Annotated in this window: 10 protein-coding genes; 2 read left to right on the top strand and 8 right to left on the bottom strand. The window is 39.3% G+C overall.

The genetic code is table 11. The features are described from left to right. Positions 1-748: type VI secretion system tip protein VgrG (gene vgrG, locus O970_RS01530; protein ID WP_024495426.1), on the bottom strand; the 748-nt coding region annotated here is incomplete at its 3' end. 844 nt (positions 749-1,592) lie between these two features. On the opposite strand from vgrG, the gene argS reads away from it, so the two are divergent. Next, positions 1,593-3,329, top strand: a complete 1,737-nt coding sequence (gene argS / locus O970_RS01525) for an arginine--tRNA ligase (RefSeq protein ID WP_024495425.1) — start codon at positions 1,593-1,595, stop codon at positions 3,327-3,329. Between the two features lie 262 nt (positions 3,330-3,591). Here the strand turns inward: argS and O970_RS01520 are convergent, their stop codons facing one another. Both O970_RS01520 and O970_RS01515 read right to left on the bottom strand, forming a co-directional pair. Next, positions 3,592-4,767, bottom strand: coding sequence for an FAD-dependent monooxygenase (locus O970_RS01520; protein ID WP_024495424.1), 1,176 nt, complete (start codon positions 4,765-4,767; stop codon positions 3,592-3,594). Between the two features lie 151 nt (positions 4,768-4,918). Beyond that, the gene (locus O970_RS01515) at positions 4,919-6,046 is read right to left on the bottom strand and encodes a ribosomal protein uL16 3-hydroxylase (protein WP_024495423.1); all 1,128 of its coding nucleotides are present in this window, start codon (positions 6,044-6,046) and stop codon (positions 4,919-4,921) included. Between the two features lie 731 nt (positions 6,047-6,777). On the opposite strand from O970_RS01515, the gene O970_RS01510 reads away from it, so the two are divergent. Then, positions 6,778-7,644: a D-hexose-6-phosphate mutarotase gene (locus O970_RS01510; RefSeq protein ID WP_024495422.1), complete on the top strand. Its 867-nt coding sequence runs from the start codon at positions 6,778-6,780 to the stop codon at positions 7,642-7,644. A gap of 60 nt (positions 7,645-7,704) precedes the next feature. Here the strand turns inward: O970_RS01510 and O970_RS01505 are convergent, their stop codons facing one another. From O970_RS01505 to rlmKL, 5 genes are all read right to left on the bottom strand, one after another. Continuing rightward, positions 7,705-8,265, bottom strand: coding sequence for an ABC-type transport auxiliary lipoprotein family protein (locus tag O970_RS01505; RefSeq protein ID WP_036562214.1), 561 nt, complete (start codon positions 8,263-8,265; stop codon positions 7,705-7,707). Then, positions 8,265-9,884 (bottom strand): intermembrane transport protein PqiB, encoded by a 1,620-nt coding sequence (gene pqiB, locus O970_RS01500; protein ID WP_024495420.1) that lies wholly within the window; start codon positions 9,882-9,884, stop codon positions 8,265-8,267. Before pqiB ends, O970_RS01505 begins: the two co-directional genes overlap by 1 nt. 17 nt (positions 9,885-9,901) lie before the next feature. Next, a complete protein-coding gene (locus tag O970_RS01495; RefSeq protein ID WP_166667065.1) occupies positions 9,902-11,182 on the bottom strand; it encodes a PqiA/YebS family transporter subunit in 1,281 nt (426 codons plus the stop codon). A gap of 193 nt (positions 11,183-11,375) precedes the next feature. After that, positions 11,376-13,286 (bottom strand): ABC transporter ATP-binding protein, encoded by a 1,911-nt coding sequence (locus O970_RS01490; protein WP_024495418.1) that lies wholly within the window; start codon positions 13,284-13,286, stop codon positions 11,376-11,378. Positions 13,287-13,318: 32 nt separating this feature from the next. Then, complete coding sequence (gene rlmKL / locus O970_RS01485; RefSeq protein ID WP_024495417.1) at positions 13,319-15,448, bottom strand: bifunctional 23S rRNA (guanine(2069)-N(7))-methyltransferase RlmK/23S rRNA (guanine(2445)-N(2))-methyltransferase RlmL; 2,130 nt, start codon at positions 15,446-15,448, stop codon at positions 13,319-13,321. Between the last annotated feature and the right edge of the window lie 266 nt (positions 15,449-15,714).

Here is a 15,714-nt window from a genome sequence, read left to right as displayed (position 1 = left end):
TTTTACTGTGCTGTTGTAAATCCCAGATACTTTCGATATGACTGTCAACGGTGCCGCTGGGTTGTTGATAAACTATCGTGCCGTGATTATTATAACCTTGCTCGCCATCACTTATTACCATTACCTCACAGCCATGTTTACTGTCAGTTTCAAAACAGAACCAGACCCCGATATCGGCTAAAATACGTTGGATAAATTCGAGGTCGCTCTCTTGCCATTGGGTGATAAATTCACGCATTGGGTAGGTGTCACGTAATTCTAAGCGGTAGTCAATGCCGGTAAAGCCGTGTTTACGTAATATCTGCTCCACCACTTCAATCACACTTTGATGTTGGTAAATGGCGCTATAGCGATGTAAGTCCAGTAATGCTAGGCGCGGCGCTAAGATCACTTTATATTGCGCTTGCTGTTTATTGACCGATAGCTGACTAAACTCAGTAATTACGCCGTGTAACGTGCGAGGCAAAGTGGGCTGAGTTAAAGAGCTAAGTTGCGTGGAGAAGAGATGGGTTGGTTGTGGCTGAAAGGTAAGGTGGGCTTTTTGAGTAAGAAAGACATCCGCGGTTAACTGTTTATTATTAGACGTGAAAATGATTTGATAATGCCATGGCTGATTTAATACCTGCTGACCACGTACGGTATGTACCGATAGAACTGCATTAAGTTTGTCTATTTGTAATAGATATTGATTACTGCTGTTTAGTTGGTTTTTAATTAATTCTTTAGCAATATCAAAGGGTTCTAACATATTACTGTCCTTTTCTATTTTATTCTTATTAAGCGAATAGTTGATTATGTTTATCCATTTATTGGTGCTATTTATTAAATAGGGTAAGGTTTATTTACTTTATTTTTTCAAAACTTTAACTATATTTTTAATAATGAAGTTTCGCATTTTATAATACTTCGTTAATCGAAGTAAATAACTTAAACAGTAAAGGTGAGTATCATGCAACCAAAAAGGCGACAAGTCATTAATCTTCAACCTATAGGCAATAGGTTATAGCGTTGATATCTATTTTTTCTTTTGGGGTCACAGTTAATCAATGAGGGTAATGCGCTAATTTGCTGTTAATACGTATGGTAAGCGGTGGTTTAGGCTTTATTTTAAGGGGAAAGACCGATTATCGAGATGATAGTTATCATCATCAATAATAGCGCACCATAGTAACGTGAGGCGCCGCGGATAAAAACTAATTTAGTCAACCTGAATTTATTTGCGTTAATTTTTTAGTATAAATTTTTTACTATTTGGTAAAGTCAGTTTTTTATGGGGCAATGGCTGGTTAAATATCCTTATCGATTTAATTTAGCTAATAATGACGAGTTAATTTTTTAATATAAAATCAATGGAATATGCTCTTAAGTTAGGATAACGATATTGTTATTTAGGTTATCTAATCAGATCACGCCATTTAAGTTGTTTAACAGTAACAAGAATAATTTATTTTTTCAGATTAATTTACGGTATTTCTATTTCCTTATAGTGAGCGCTATAAACTGCGGCAACCAGTGTGAGTCACCAATGACAATTGGTTCAGTTACAGGTATCATATGTCCCTATTATGTTGATAGTAATTTAAGGTTATTTAGTGAATATTCAAACTCTTCTTGCCGAGAAAATCAGTCAGGCTATGATTGCAGCCGGTGCGCCCGTTGGTTGTGATGCATTAATTAAACAGTCCGCTAAACCACAATTTGGTGATTATCAAGCTAATGGAATTATGGCCGCGGCCAAAAAAATGGGAAAAGCGCCAAGAGAATTGGCAGAACACGTATTACAGCACCTTGATCTAAACGGTATCGTTGATAAAGTTGAAATCGCAGGTCCTGGCTTTATCAATCTGTTTTTAGCACCATCATGGTTAACCCAGCAAGCACAAGTTGCATTAAGTGATGAGAAATTGGGGATAGCCATGACTTCACATCCCCAAACCATTGTAGTGGATTATTCAGCGCCAAATGTAGCAAAAGAGATGCATGTTGGGCATTTGCGTTCAACGATTATTGGCGATGCGACGGTACGTACGTTAACCTTTTTAGGTCATCATGTGATCCGTGCTAATCATGTGGGCGATTGGGGAACGCAATTCGGGATGTTAATTGCTTATTTAGAGAAAATGCAAAATGAGCATGCTACTGATATGCAATTGGTTGATCTGGAACTATTTTATCGTGAAGCTAAAAAACATTATGATGATGATCCGGTTTTTGCTGAGAAAGCGCGTAATTATGTAGTGAAATTGCAAGGCGGCGATGAGTATTGCGCGGCCATGTGGCGTAAGTTGGTGGATATTACGATGACACAAAATATCGCCACCTATCGCCGTCTTAATGTCACCTTAGATGTATCGGATACTATGGGAGAAAGTACCTATAATGCGATGTTACCGCAAGTAGTTGCCGATTTAAAACAGAAAGGATTAGCGGTAGAGAGTGAAGGCGCAATCGTGGTGTACCTGAATGAGTTTAAAAATAAAGACGGGGACCCCATGGGTGTGATCATCCAAAAACGCGATGGCGGTTATCTTTATGCCACAACCGATATCGCCTGTGCCCTTTATCGTTATCAGCAACTACATGCCGATCGAATTTTATATTATACCGATTCGCGTCAGCACCAACATCTAGAACAGGTGTGGGCAATTGTTAAGCGAGCGGGTTATTTACCGGAAACCATGCCATTAGAACACCATATGTTTGGGATGATGTTAGGTAAAGATGGGAAACCGTTTAAGACCCGTTCTGGCGATACCGTAAAATTGAATGATCTATTAGATGAAGCGATGGTTCGCGCTGCGGCGTTGATCCGTAGTAAAAATCCTGCGATTAGCCAAAGCGAATTAGAGACTATTGTGGATGCGGTGGCGATTGGGGCTGTGAAATATGCTGATTTATCGAAAAATCGTACAACCGATTATGTCTTTGATTGGGATAATATGTTGGCATTTGAAGGTAATACCGCGCCTTATTTGCAGTATGCTTATACGCGGGTGCTGTCGATATTTAAAAAAGCTAATAGTGATTTAGAGCAAACTCAGGACGGTGAATTTCATTTAACGGATGATAAAGAACGGGCTTTAGTCGTACGCTTGCTACAATTTGAAGAAGCGGTTCAGACGGTGGCTAAAGAAGGATTACCGCATGTCCTTTGTGGCTATCTGTATGATATCGCCACACTATTTTCTAGTTTTTATGAGAACTGTCCGATCTTAACCGCTGAAAATGAAGCGTTAATGCAGAGTCGTTTGAAATTAGCCGCATTAACCGCGCGTACGTTGCAGGTTGGTTTAGATATGTTAGGGATTAAGACCGTCGATAAAATGTAACGGTTTTTACGAGGATTAAAATGGTGCGGATAGCTGTAAATGCTGTCCGCGCTAAGATAAGGCTATCTGCGGTTAGATCTTGTCTTAGATAGCTATAACGATATTGCTCTACCGTTTCTAAAAGGATAGTTTTATATTTTATCCTATGTCGGTGCCGATCAATGGCTGCGTAAAGCAAGTTGATCCAATGCTTAATCAGTAACCCATGGGAAGTGACCGCCCAATGATCAAGCTAGTTGGTGTTAATAATAACTAGCTATATCTATAAGCCTAGTCCATACTTGATAATATTGCGTTTAACCAATGGCAAGTGATTAATTAGGTTCATACCCAGACCGCGTAGCCATTTTTTCATTATAAGTTGTCCATCAAATAGGGTTTCAACACCTTGCATTGCGCCTAACATCATTAATGCGTCTTTATGTCTTGCATAGCGATATTGTCGCCAATGATGGGTTAAACCGATATCTTGGTGAGTCTCACTTAACTGTTTAATGGTTTGAGCTAAAAGCGCCGAATCACGTAAACCTAAATTGGCGCCTTGTCCAGCTAAGGGGTGAATAGTGTGGGCGGCATCGCCAATCAAAATTAATCGGTGCTGTACAAATTCTGGTGTATAGCGGGCAATGAGTGGAAATAGATGTCTTTCGCCAACTAATTCGCATTGACCTAACCATTGTCCTGTCGCAGCAGTTAATGTATTAGCAAAGGTGGCGGAGTCCTGTTGAATTAAACTATTCGCTTCGTCTGGTTTGGCTGACCATACTAAGCAACTTAAATTCGCTTGCCATAGTGGTAAAAATGCAATAATACCATCCGGGTAAAAAAGTTGTCTGGCGCAAGCTTGGTGCGGATAGGCTGTTTTTACTGTTGTAATCAGAGCATGATGGCGATAAGGGTATTGCCATAATTTAATATCGGCGGTTTTTCTTACCCATGAATTAGCGCCATCCGCACCAATAATTAAGTTTGCCATTAGTCGGGTTTGATCGGTGAGTTCCACAAATGCATGTTGATTGGCGGCGTAAAAGTGTTGGGCTTTTTGGTTAAAAAAGTGAATGGTTGGATAAGTTAGGGCCTTTTGGTAAAGGGTTTGAATGATTAATTGATTTTCAATAATATGCCCTAATTCCTGATAGTGATAATCGTGGCTATTTGCACTCAGTTTGGCAAAACCAGCTAACTCTTTAACATTGATCGCCTTAAATTTTGCTACACGTTGACTCGCTAAGAGATCTTGCCAAATACCTAATTGGCTAAAATAGCGTTGACTTGAGGCATTAATTGCCGATGCTCTTACGGTCGGTTGTTCCGGTAAAACGGTTAAGGTGAGGTTATCATCAATCACTGCGACTTGTAGTGATTGTTCACCTAATGCGCATGCTGTAGCTAATCCAACCATACCTCCACCAATAATGATGACATCAAAATTATTCACACCCGTTTTCCTTCTTTTTCATTTTATCATTTATTTTTAGTCGCTAATTAGCCTGTCTTAATAAGCGATAGGTTTTATCTATTATATGAATCACGCCGAAGTTGGTTTACGTTTTAGGCGTGATTTATATCAAACAAGGTATTTTTATCAATCAATCGACAAAATACCAATAGCCGCGATTAAGCCAGTGGGTAAATTGGTTCATTACCTTTTTATCATCGATAAATTCAGCAATCGCGGATTGATCAAAATAGTGAAGATGACTGATTTTTTCGATCATTGGTCGTGGTAAATCCAATGCTTCACCATGGATATAATAAGTTTCAGCGACCTTAATTAAGCGGATACTATTAACTAAATGGCACTGACTCCCTTGTTTGAAGGTGGCAATCACCTCGTCAACGTGGTAAGGGGGCTCAACAGACTCAATATTTAAGCTGTGCATAGATTGAGAAATGTATTCTCCAAACCAATGATTAAAATAATCAGGTTGATTGATTAATGCAATCATCATCGATTTTAAACGTTCAATTTCATGTGGCGATACGTTTAATGGGTCTGGTGGTAGGGTTAAATTGGGATCCGTATAATGTACTTTACCTAAATCATGTTCGAGTAAATAATCGGCAAAACCGGTGACTAATGCCTGTGCTGTCGGTGAGCGAAAGCCTACGGAATAGCTAAGCGACGTTTCAAGACAAACGCCATCATGTGGAAACCCTGGTGGAATATATAAGACATCGCCAGCGGTCATCTCTTGATCAATTATTGGGGTAAAGGCTTCAACGTGTAATAACGCTGGATGGGCACAAAATTGTTTATAATTGGGGTTAATATCCCCTACTCGCCACCGGCGTTTTCCCATACCTTGGATAATAAAGACATCGTATTGATCAATATGCGGACCAACGCCCCCTTCTGGCACCGCATAGGAGATCATTAAATCATCAAATAGCCATTGCGGGAAACAGCGGAAAGGCGCAACTAATGTTGCGGCTTGATCATGCCAATGATCCACGGCTTGTACTAATAAGCTCCAATTGGTTTCGCCTAGTTGCGTAAAATCTTGTTCGGTAAAAGGTCCATACGTGGCTTGCCATTTTTGGTCAAGATTGGAAACCAATCGACTTTCTATTTCTTGTTCTAATGCTAATCCAGCTAATTCATCAGGCGTTATCGGATCACAAAAATGGGGAAATGCCTGACGCAAAATTACCGGTTTTTTTTGCCAGTAATTGGCTAGAAAATGCGGCCAGTCAATGTTTAATTGATTGTTCATGGTGAACCTCTGTTATTATCGCTGCATGCTACTGTTTGGTTATCTTAAACAGATGCATTGCTCAATTTCAATATTTATCATTCTATTATGATGGCTAGTATAATGGAGTCGTGGTCGATTTGGGAATCTTTTATCAATCATCCCGCCTATTATGGCTACATGTCAATGCGCATTTGGGTTAACGTATTCCTATCCTATAGTCATTAACCGATGCTAATTATGCGTGCATAGAATAAAGCCTTATACATAATGTGGCACGTTTTATGGGTTAGGTTGATGTCGCGGTGTGCTCACGCTTAGCGGGATATCAGCCTGATTCCGATTGCCATTACTGTAAAAATAAGGGGAGTTAAGCTGCGTTGTTGAATGTTAGCTAATCATAAAGGGGAATCTTTATGTGACCTATCCCATCGCTGACCATTGCTATTTTAATTGAACTCGAGTAGGTTTTGCTTGGGGTAATGCATTAAGCCATCACCATCTGGCATAAGCGGATATAAAGGTAGTGCAATCGCTATTGATATCGTTATTAGAATAACTTATAAGGCGAAGGGAGCCCATGGCGAAAGTCTAGAGCATAATGTCACGCCCATTTATTTTGCTATGGGATCCGATTTTGATCTTATACATAATGGTGTAATATGCCAATATAAAGATAGCCCGTCCTTCTTGTGGCTAACAATCAATGTTAATGTAATCGATAAAACGTTTCTAGAGGCATATGGAATACAATGATAAATACTCTTTTAAATCAACCGGTGATTAAGCAATTAACCCCCAGCATAGCAATAGTACAACAAGGCGAATTAGACGTTATTGTAATTAAACATGCTACGTGTCAGGCTGCCATTGCTTTACAAGGCGCACATCTATTATTTTGGCAACCTACCGAACAACCACGCCCAGTAATTTGGTTAAGTGAAAAAGCCCTGTTTAAAACAGGAAAAGCCATTCGGGGTGGGGTTCCTCTCTGTTGGCCATGGTTTAATCAGCTGGGTACCCCTTCTCATGGTTTTGCCCGAATTTCGTTATGGCAATTAGTACAATATAGCGAAAATGAACAGCAGGTCACGCTTACCTTGAGCTTGAGTGATACGCCTCAAACCCGTCAATTATGGCCACACGCTTTTAACGCGACCATGACCATAAACGTAGGTAAACAAGCTTACCTTGAATTAAGCATGTCTGGGGATTATCAAGCTACCGCCGCTTTACATAGTTATTTTAATGTGAGTGATATTGAGCAGATTAAAGTGACAGGTTTAGGTGCCGATTATCGCGATGCGCTTAAGGTCGCTAATTTACCTAAGCAGTGTGGCGAATTGACCTTTGATCAAGCCGTCGATCGTGTATATACGCATGCGGAGGCGATTAATTACATTGATGATATAGATCGTACAATTAAATTGACTCATCATAATGGCACTGAAGTTGTCACGTGGAATCCATGGCAATCCGCAGCAACAGCGATGGCGGATATGGACGATAATGGCTATAAAACCATGGTATGTGTCGAAACGGCACGCATTGTGCAGCCGTTATTGGTTACGCCTAGCCAGCCACAAACGTTAGCGGTTACGATTGAGATAGTGCCGTAGTGTAGATTGATATTATCAGACCTAGATTAACGGTGTAGGTCTGATAATAATAGGAATTGATTATAATTTGGATTTATTGACCAAATCGCTGATTTCTTGTTGCCAAGCTTGGGATAAGGTTTCCACAATAGCCCCATATCCATCTTTATTGACAGGTAAGGTGTAGGCAAATTTTTTACTGTAGAGTTGTCCATTGGCATTGGCTATCACCCAATAACCTTTTAACACCGCTTCGCCTTGGTAAGTGCCATGAAACCCTTCAATAAATAAATTTACCGAGGTTTTGGCGGCTGCCATCGGTGACGATGAGATAACCCGTGTTGGTAATAATGCCGATAAATCATGTACCACCAGATTTTGTAATTGCTCAGATAATGGGGATAACCATAAATTGTCGTTAGCTACATGATACTCAACGTCATTGGTTTGATATACCAGCCCATCTTTATTTAAAAAATCAGCGATGGTAATCGGTGCAATCCAAATAAAGTTATCGGCGGTGCTTGTCTCAACGTGAGCGACTGAATAGGCACTTTTTATCTGATAGTAATGTTTTTCTGGCAATGATGATGAACACCCTGTTAAGAGTAATAATGATAATAATATAACTAATTTTTTCATCATTTATTTCCTTTTGCTTTAGGTTGTGGATCGTGTTTAGCCGGTGCTGAGAAGATCAAGGCGTTACTTTTATCGTTAAGGGTTTTTAATAATGGAGTAAACTCATCAAGCAGACGGTCAAATTTATCAAGATCGGTTTTAAATGATCTGTTTAAATCGGATCCTGGTTGCACACTTCTCAACGTTTTATCCAGTGTTTGTAACGATTCTCTCATCTCTTTTGGTAACGCTTGCATATCTTTGCTCGCTAATAGCTGGTTGAGAGCAACAATACTGCGATTTAACTCATCAATGGTTTTATCAAAAGGGAGTTTATTAAAGTTGTCTAAGGTCTGAACTAACTTAGCTTGTATTTGCGATAGACCCGCAGGTACCGTTGCAATAGTTTTAAATCCATAGACTTCAGAGGGTAAATGAAGATTAGCCTGCTTTTCTTCGGGATAAAAATCCAGATCAATATACATCGCGCCGGTTAATATGTTAGCGGATTTTATTGCTGCGCGTAGTCCATTTGCTTGTTCTTCAATAATTTTTTTACTGATATCGATCTTTTCTGCTAGCAATTGAGGGAGACGTTCTGGTTCGATTCGAATCAGCACGGGGATAGTATATTGATTCGATGAAATAAATTGCATATTAGGTTGAAAATAGGGAACGTGTGATACCGTACCTAATCGTATGCCATGGTATTCGACTGAAGAGCCCGCAGTTAATCCCGTAATGGAGTCTGAGAACATCAGCAAGAATTCATCGTATACGGTGTATTGTGAATCCTGAATCGATTTTTTATCCGCATACAGTTGATAGGTAATTTTGGTTAGTTCCGCCTGATTTTCAACTGGACCAAACGTTGCCCCATCTGGCACATCAAAATTAATACCGCCATCGAGTAATGTATCAAAAGAAGGCAAGGTTAAATTCGCTCCACGCGCAGATAGATCTAAATTTATCCCAACATCACGCCAAAAACGAATATTGCGTGTCACTAATGACTGGTAAGGTTTAGCAATAAAAATTTGATATTTCATATTTTTATTTTGTACATCAAATTCTGCTTTTTCGACATTTCCGACTCGATAACCACGAAACATAACTGGCGCACCTTGAGAAACAATGGCCGTCTGATCACCCACTAAATTGAGTCTAATACCTTCGGTATTAATCGACGCCATAGGGGGGGTATCTAATAGCTCATAAACATGATGACTTTCGGTTTTATCTTGTGTGCCCTGCATTAATTCAATATAAACACCCGAAAATAGTGTCCCTAATCCTGATACGCCTTCGCGTCCAATTTGTGGTTTAACAATCCAAAAAATTGAATCACCCTGTAACAACTCACTCATTTCTGGTTTAAGGCGTCCTTTTAAAATCACCCGTTTAAAATCATCACTTAATGTCACTTTTTCAATAATGCCAACATCGACATTACGACTTCGAATGACGGTTTTACCCGCAATAATGCCACTGGCATCCGCGCTGGTTAGCGTAAAAGATTTACCTTGTCCAGCAATATGCGTATATAAAATCCAGATCCCGACAATAGCGGTGATGATCGGCACAATCCAAATTGGCGATAATAATTTGATTTTGGATACTTTGGCTATTTTATTTGACATAATACACGCTTCCCTGTTTATTCATTATTTTTCACTTTATCCCATATTAGACGCGGATCATATTTATGTGATGCTATCATCGTTATTATCACGACAATGGCAAAATAGACGGCACCTTTTGCCGGGTAAACAGCTATCATTTCCCCGTTATTCACTAACGTTGCGGTTACCGACACAACAAAAATATCAATCATTGACCAGCGGCCAATAAATTCAACAACATTATAAATTTTATTCATTTTTGCACTGGCTTTTTCAGTGGGTTTACTCCTATAAATCGCATAGTAGCAGAGCCAGCATAAGGCCATAATTTTGAAAATAGGGATAATAATACTTGCAATAAAAATGACCGCCGCTACAGGATAGTCACCCGATTGCCACATATAGCTTACCCCATCAAGTACAGTCGAGCCCGATAGGCTACCGACAAATAGCGTCGCCATAATCGGATATACATTAGCAGGAATATATAAAATAGTTGACGTTAATAATAGTGCCATGGTCCATTGAATACTATCTTTATAACGGGCCGTCCCTTTCATCTGACATCGAGGACAAACGGTTTTATTAATGGGCAAAATAGCATGACAACAATGGCACGAGCGTATATTTTGGCTTATCCCTGATTTTCCTGCCACAAAAGGCGTATTGATGTGGATGGTTGGCGAGATACTTTGCCATACTTGTCTGGCGCTAAATAGCGATAAGGCTTTAATTTGCATTAAGGCAAAAAGACAAAAAGGAATAAAACTTAAATTAATCCCTATATCGCCATAGCTAATTAGCTTGACAAAGCTGACAATTAATCCAGCCAAGAAGATCTCAGCCATACACCAATTTTGTAAACGCTCTAAACTAATTAATAAATTGGTTTTTAGCCATTTTGGCAGCGACTCATGACAACATAAAATAATTAAAATAATTAATGTAATCACGGGCAAAACGAGTACAAAGGTAATAAATAAAAAGGCTAATGACGTATAATCATCATGAATCAGCATTTTGGGTATAAGGAAGAGATCCATATTGGTTATGCTACCAATAATGCGAATATTGACCATATAAAACGCAGACGCAAGTATAAACATCATCAATGCACAAACCGCATAAACCAATGCTAACTGATTGGTTTGTTGACGATAACTCACTAGTCGATTATTACAGCGAGGGCAAAGTGCATTATGTTGATTAGTAATACGGGGGACTTCAACCACTAAATCACATTCATTACACAAGATGTATTGTCCATCATATTGATTTCTTGTGAAATTATCCTGATTTTCCATATCTTTGTACATAACTTGTTCTATCCTATCCATACTACTTTATAATAACTAAAATTTAAAACTAGTCATTGTTTATTATCATTAGTTATCATTACACCATTTTTATTGCGCGGTGTAACGATAATTACACTCTTACTCATCCCTTAACCCATCTCGCTATCTTTAGGTTAATGGGTATGGAGTAAGAGGTTAACATAATTATTTTTTATGAATTTTTTAGTGCTTCCAATGTTTCCCAACGTTCAAAAGCTTGTTCTAGCGCAGCTTCATTGTCAGCTAATTGCGTTAAAATAGGCGTCGTTACCCCGTGAGGTTGATTAAAGAATTCACTATCACTAATTTGCGCTTGTAATTGTACAATCTCCATCTCTAACTTTTCAATGGTTAGCGGTAACTGGTCTAGTTCTCGTTGTTGCTGATAAGTCAGTTTTTTACTACTTTTTGAGCGATGTTCCGCTTTTTTCTCAGTAACAACGGTATTTTTTACTTCAGCGGGTTTAGGTTGTTTGAAGTGTTGGGTTTGCATTAATTGCTGATGAGCATCAACATATCCGCCAGGATAAATACTGATCACGCCATTGCCTTCAAAAATCCAACATTGCGTTACTGCATTATCAACAAATTGTCGATCATGGCTTACCAGTAATAGGGTTCCTTGATAATCACTGATTAACTCTTCTAATAATTCTAAGGTTTCAATGTCGAGATCATTGGTTGGTTCATCCAGAATTAATAGGTTACTCGGTTTAAGAAACAGTTTTGCGAGTAGTAAGCGATTGCGTTCCCCGCCAGATAAAGCACTGACTGGCGTCATCGCGCGTTTTGGGTGAAATAAAAAGTCTTGTAGATAGCCTAATACGTGTCGTGGACGCCCATTAATCATGACTTCCTGTTTTCCTTCGGCTAAATTGTCCATAACGGTTTTGTCAGGATCCAGCTCAGCACGATATTGATCAAAATAAGCAATGTCTAATTTGGTTCCTCCATGTACCGATCCTGCCGTTGGGTCTAATTGCTTTAACATGAGTTTTAGTAATGTGGTTTTACCACAGCCATTAGCGCCAATAAGGGCAATTTTATCACCACGTAATACTTGTGCTGAAAAGTGTTCAACGATTTGTTTATCGCCAATCGTATAACTAATATCTTTGATATCAAAAACAATTTTACCGGATCGTAACGCCTCTTCAATCTGCATATTGGCATTACCCATTACCTGACGGCGCTGTGCATGTTCACGTCGCATTGATTTTAACGCGCGTACGCGGCCTTCATTACGCGTACGACGCGCTTTAATACCTTGGCGAATCCATGCTTCTTCTTGCGCTAGTTTTTTATCAAAATGCGCATTTTGTAATGCTTCAATACGTAGCGCTTCTTCTTTACCGATAAGGTATTTATCGTAATCCCCTGGCCAAGATGTCGCCAGACCGCGATCCAGATCAATAATGCGGGTTGCCATTGCTCGAATAAAAGCACGGTCATGGGAAATAAATACGATACTACCACTAAAGCCTTTTAGAAAGGTTTCTAGCCATTCAATGGTATCAATATCTAAATGGTTGGTCGGTTCGTCAAGCAGCAATACATCAGGATCACATACCAGTGCTTTGGCTAAGGCCGCTTTGCGTAACCAACCACCCGATAAGGCGCTTAGCTCCATATCCGGATCTAAATTTAATTGCATTAATACGTTGTTGATACGATTTTCAATATGCCAAAGATTTTGGTGTTCAAGTTGATCTTGTAATTGAGCTAAACGCGCTAAATTTTGTTCGCTTGGGTCATCAACAATTTGTCTTGAAATGTGATGGTAGGTTTTTAATAATGCCGCTTGTTGCGCCACCCCTTCCGCAACAAAATCAAATAGGCTACCGCTCACCTCTCGCGGCGGATCTTGCTGTAAGCGTGAGACAATCAGATCTTTTTCATAAACAATATGACCATCATCTAATGGATACTCTTTATTTAGTACTTTTAGCAGTGTTGATTTACCAGCGCCGTTACGCCCAACTAAACAGACACGTTCATTTGGCTCAATGAATAGTCCAACTTTATTGAGCAAAGGCGCATCACTAAATGAAAGATAAGCATCAGTTAAATTAATTAGTGCCATAAAAATTATATTTCCATCATAAAATCAATAAATTAGTTATTGCTATGGGTTAATAAAAAACAGTAATGAATCTGTTTGTTGCGTTCAAAATCAGGTGAAATCGTTTTTGCAGTAATGTCTTGAGAAGTTAAACCAAGTTTGGCTACTCCTTCGATATCCATTTTAAACCCACGCTTATTGTTAGAAAACATAATCGTACCATTCGGTTTAAGCATTCGTTTTAACTGTTTCAGTAGCAGCAAATGATCACGTTGAATATCAAGCGTACCACTCATTCGCTTAGAATTAGAAAAAGTGGGTGGGTCGATAAAAATAAGATCAAATTGTTCCTGACATGCCTGTAAATAGTGAAGGCAATCCGCTTGAATTAAACGATGTTGTGAGCCAGTTAACCCATTTTGTCGTAAGTTGCGATCGGCCCATTCTAGATAAGTACGTGACATATCAACGGTTGTGGTCTGTTTTGCGCCGCCCAGTCCAGCATAAACAGTGGCGCTTCCCGTGTAAGCGAACAGATTTAAAAATGATTGACCACAGGCCATCTGTCCAATCATTTTACGCGCTAGTCGATGATCTAGAAATAGCCCAGTATCAAGATAATCACTTAAATTGACCCAAAATTTTGCGTGATATTCACTGACTAAGAAGTGATCATTCTTTTGTGCTAATTTTTGGTATTGCTGTTTGCCTTTCTGCTTTTCTCGGGTTTTTAATACGACCTGATCTGCCGATAAGCCTAATACGTTAATGGTGGCATTAATTACATCAAACAGACGTTTACGTGCTTTTTCACTGTCAATGGTTTTTGGTGGTGCATACTCTTGAATCACCACTTTATGTTGATAGCGATCTATGGCTACATTATATTCAGGTAGATCAGCATCATATAAGCGATAACAGTCGATCCCTTCATGTTTTGCCCATTTTTTTAATTTCTGCGCATTTTTTCGTAATCGATTGGCAAAGTCGGGCGCCACCAATGAGGTTGGTGCTGAAGCGCTTCCCGGCGCTGATGTTGACCGTTTCGTCATGGTGTAATTTTTTTGCACACAATCTAAAGCACCATTTTTGGCTTTATATTGTCTATCGGCACGTAATTGTAAACAGTCTAATAGTTGGGGCGCACCACTAAATAATGATAAATGCCAGCCCGCAAAACGTTGTTTAACTAAGGTCCCAAGTGCACTATGTAGGGCGATTAATGCCGGTTCACTCTCCAATCGTTCACCATAAGGTGGATTACTTAATAGGGTTCCTTGATGTTCAGGGCAAGGGTTTTGAAGTGCCAATACATCTTGTTGTTTAAAGATGATGAGCTCACCCACTCCAGCGCGCTGTGCATTTTGTTTAGCTATTTCTAGCACTTTAGCATCATTGTCATAGCCAAAAAATGGCGTAGTTAAGTTGGCTTTTGTCTGTTTAACCTGCGCTTTTGCCGCAAAAACTAACTCATTCCATAAGGTTGAGTTATGCGCTTTCCATGCTTTAAATCCCCAATCTTGTCGATAAAGACCTGGCGCAATGCCTGCTGCTTGCATAGCGGCTTCAATAAGTAAGGTACCGGAACCACACATCGGATCGATAAGTGGCGTGTTAGGTTGCCAACCAGAACGAATCACGATCGCCGCAGCCAAATTTTCTTTTAATGGTGCTTGGCCTGCCGATAAACGATAACCGCGTTGGTGCAAGCTATGGCCGCTTAAATCTAAGTAAACCATCACCTGATTTTTATGGAGTTGAACAACTAAGCGAATATCTGGATCCTGTTTGGCTACATTAGGTCGTTGTTGTACTTTACGCATAAAACTATCAACGATGGCGTCTTTTACCTTTAATGCCCCATATTGGCTATTACGGATAAATTCATTGGTGCCTCGAAAATGGATCATAAAGGAAGCATCAACATCAAATAGGGCTGACCAATCAATATTGCTGACACAGGCATAAAGATCCAAATCGCTATAAATAGTAAATTCACCTAATGGCAATAAAATTCGCGAAGCAAGACGACTCCATAACAAGGTTTGGTACATCGTTTTATCATCAGCCGAAAAATAAACACCGCCAAGCGTAATACGGCAATCAGTCGCACCTAGTTGCTGTAATTCATTTTTTAATAACTCTTCCAGACCACTGGCAGTACTGGCAAATAAGTTTTTCATTAATACTCTGTCTATCTAAAAAAAATTAGCGTCTATTATATACTACTCAGCCATAATCAGCATTAATTACCATCGTTTAATCATTTACTTAATCTTAGTTACTGCTATTTTGCGATCGGATATAAATGATCATCACCATGGTATTTTTTATTATTGCATTCAGTTAAATCGTCCTGTTATGATCGATTGACTTTATACGAATGACAAAAATTAGCCTAACTATCGCAAAATACGTTGTATATTTGATTGATTACCTCGATATTATT

Origin of the sequence: Candidatus Schmidhempelia bombi str. Bimp (genome assembly GCF_000471645.3) — a bacterium.
Lineage (GTDB): Bacteria > Pseudomonadota > Gammaproteobacteria > Enterobacterales > Orbaceae > Utexia > Utexia bombi.
Note: the sequence above shows the minus strand (reverse complement) of the source record. Positions and strands in the feature narration are given on the sequence as shown.

Excerpts from the sequence above, each read along its gene's own strand:
- O970_RS01515 (WP_024495423.1), bottom strand. The coding sequence starts at position 6,046 with ATGAACAATCAATTAAACATTGACTGGCCGCATTTTCTAGCCAATTAC.
- O970_RS01510 (WP_024495422.1), top strand. The coding sequence starts at position 6,778 with ATGATAAATACTCTTTTAAATCAACCGGTGATTAAGCAATTAACCCCC.
- O970_RS01505 (WP_036562214.1), bottom strand. The coding sequence starts at position 8,265 with ATGAAAAAATTAGTTATATTATTATCATTATTACTCTTAACAGGGTGT.
- pqiB (WP_024495420.1), bottom strand. The coding sequence starts at position 9,884 with ATGTCAAATAAAATAGCCAAAGTATCCAAAATCAAATTATTATCGCCA.
- O970_RS01495 (WP_166667065.1), bottom strand. The coding sequence starts at position 11,182 with ATGTACAAAGATATGGAAAATCAGGATAATTTCACAAGAAATCAATAT.
- O970_RS01490 (WP_024495418.1), bottom strand. The coding sequence starts at position 13,286 with ATGGCACTAATTAATTTAACTGATGCTTATCTTTCATTTAGTGATGCG.
- rlmKL (WP_024495417.1), bottom strand. The coding sequence starts at position 15,448 with ATGAAAAACTTATTTGCCAGTACTGCCAGTGGTCTGGAAGAGTTATTA.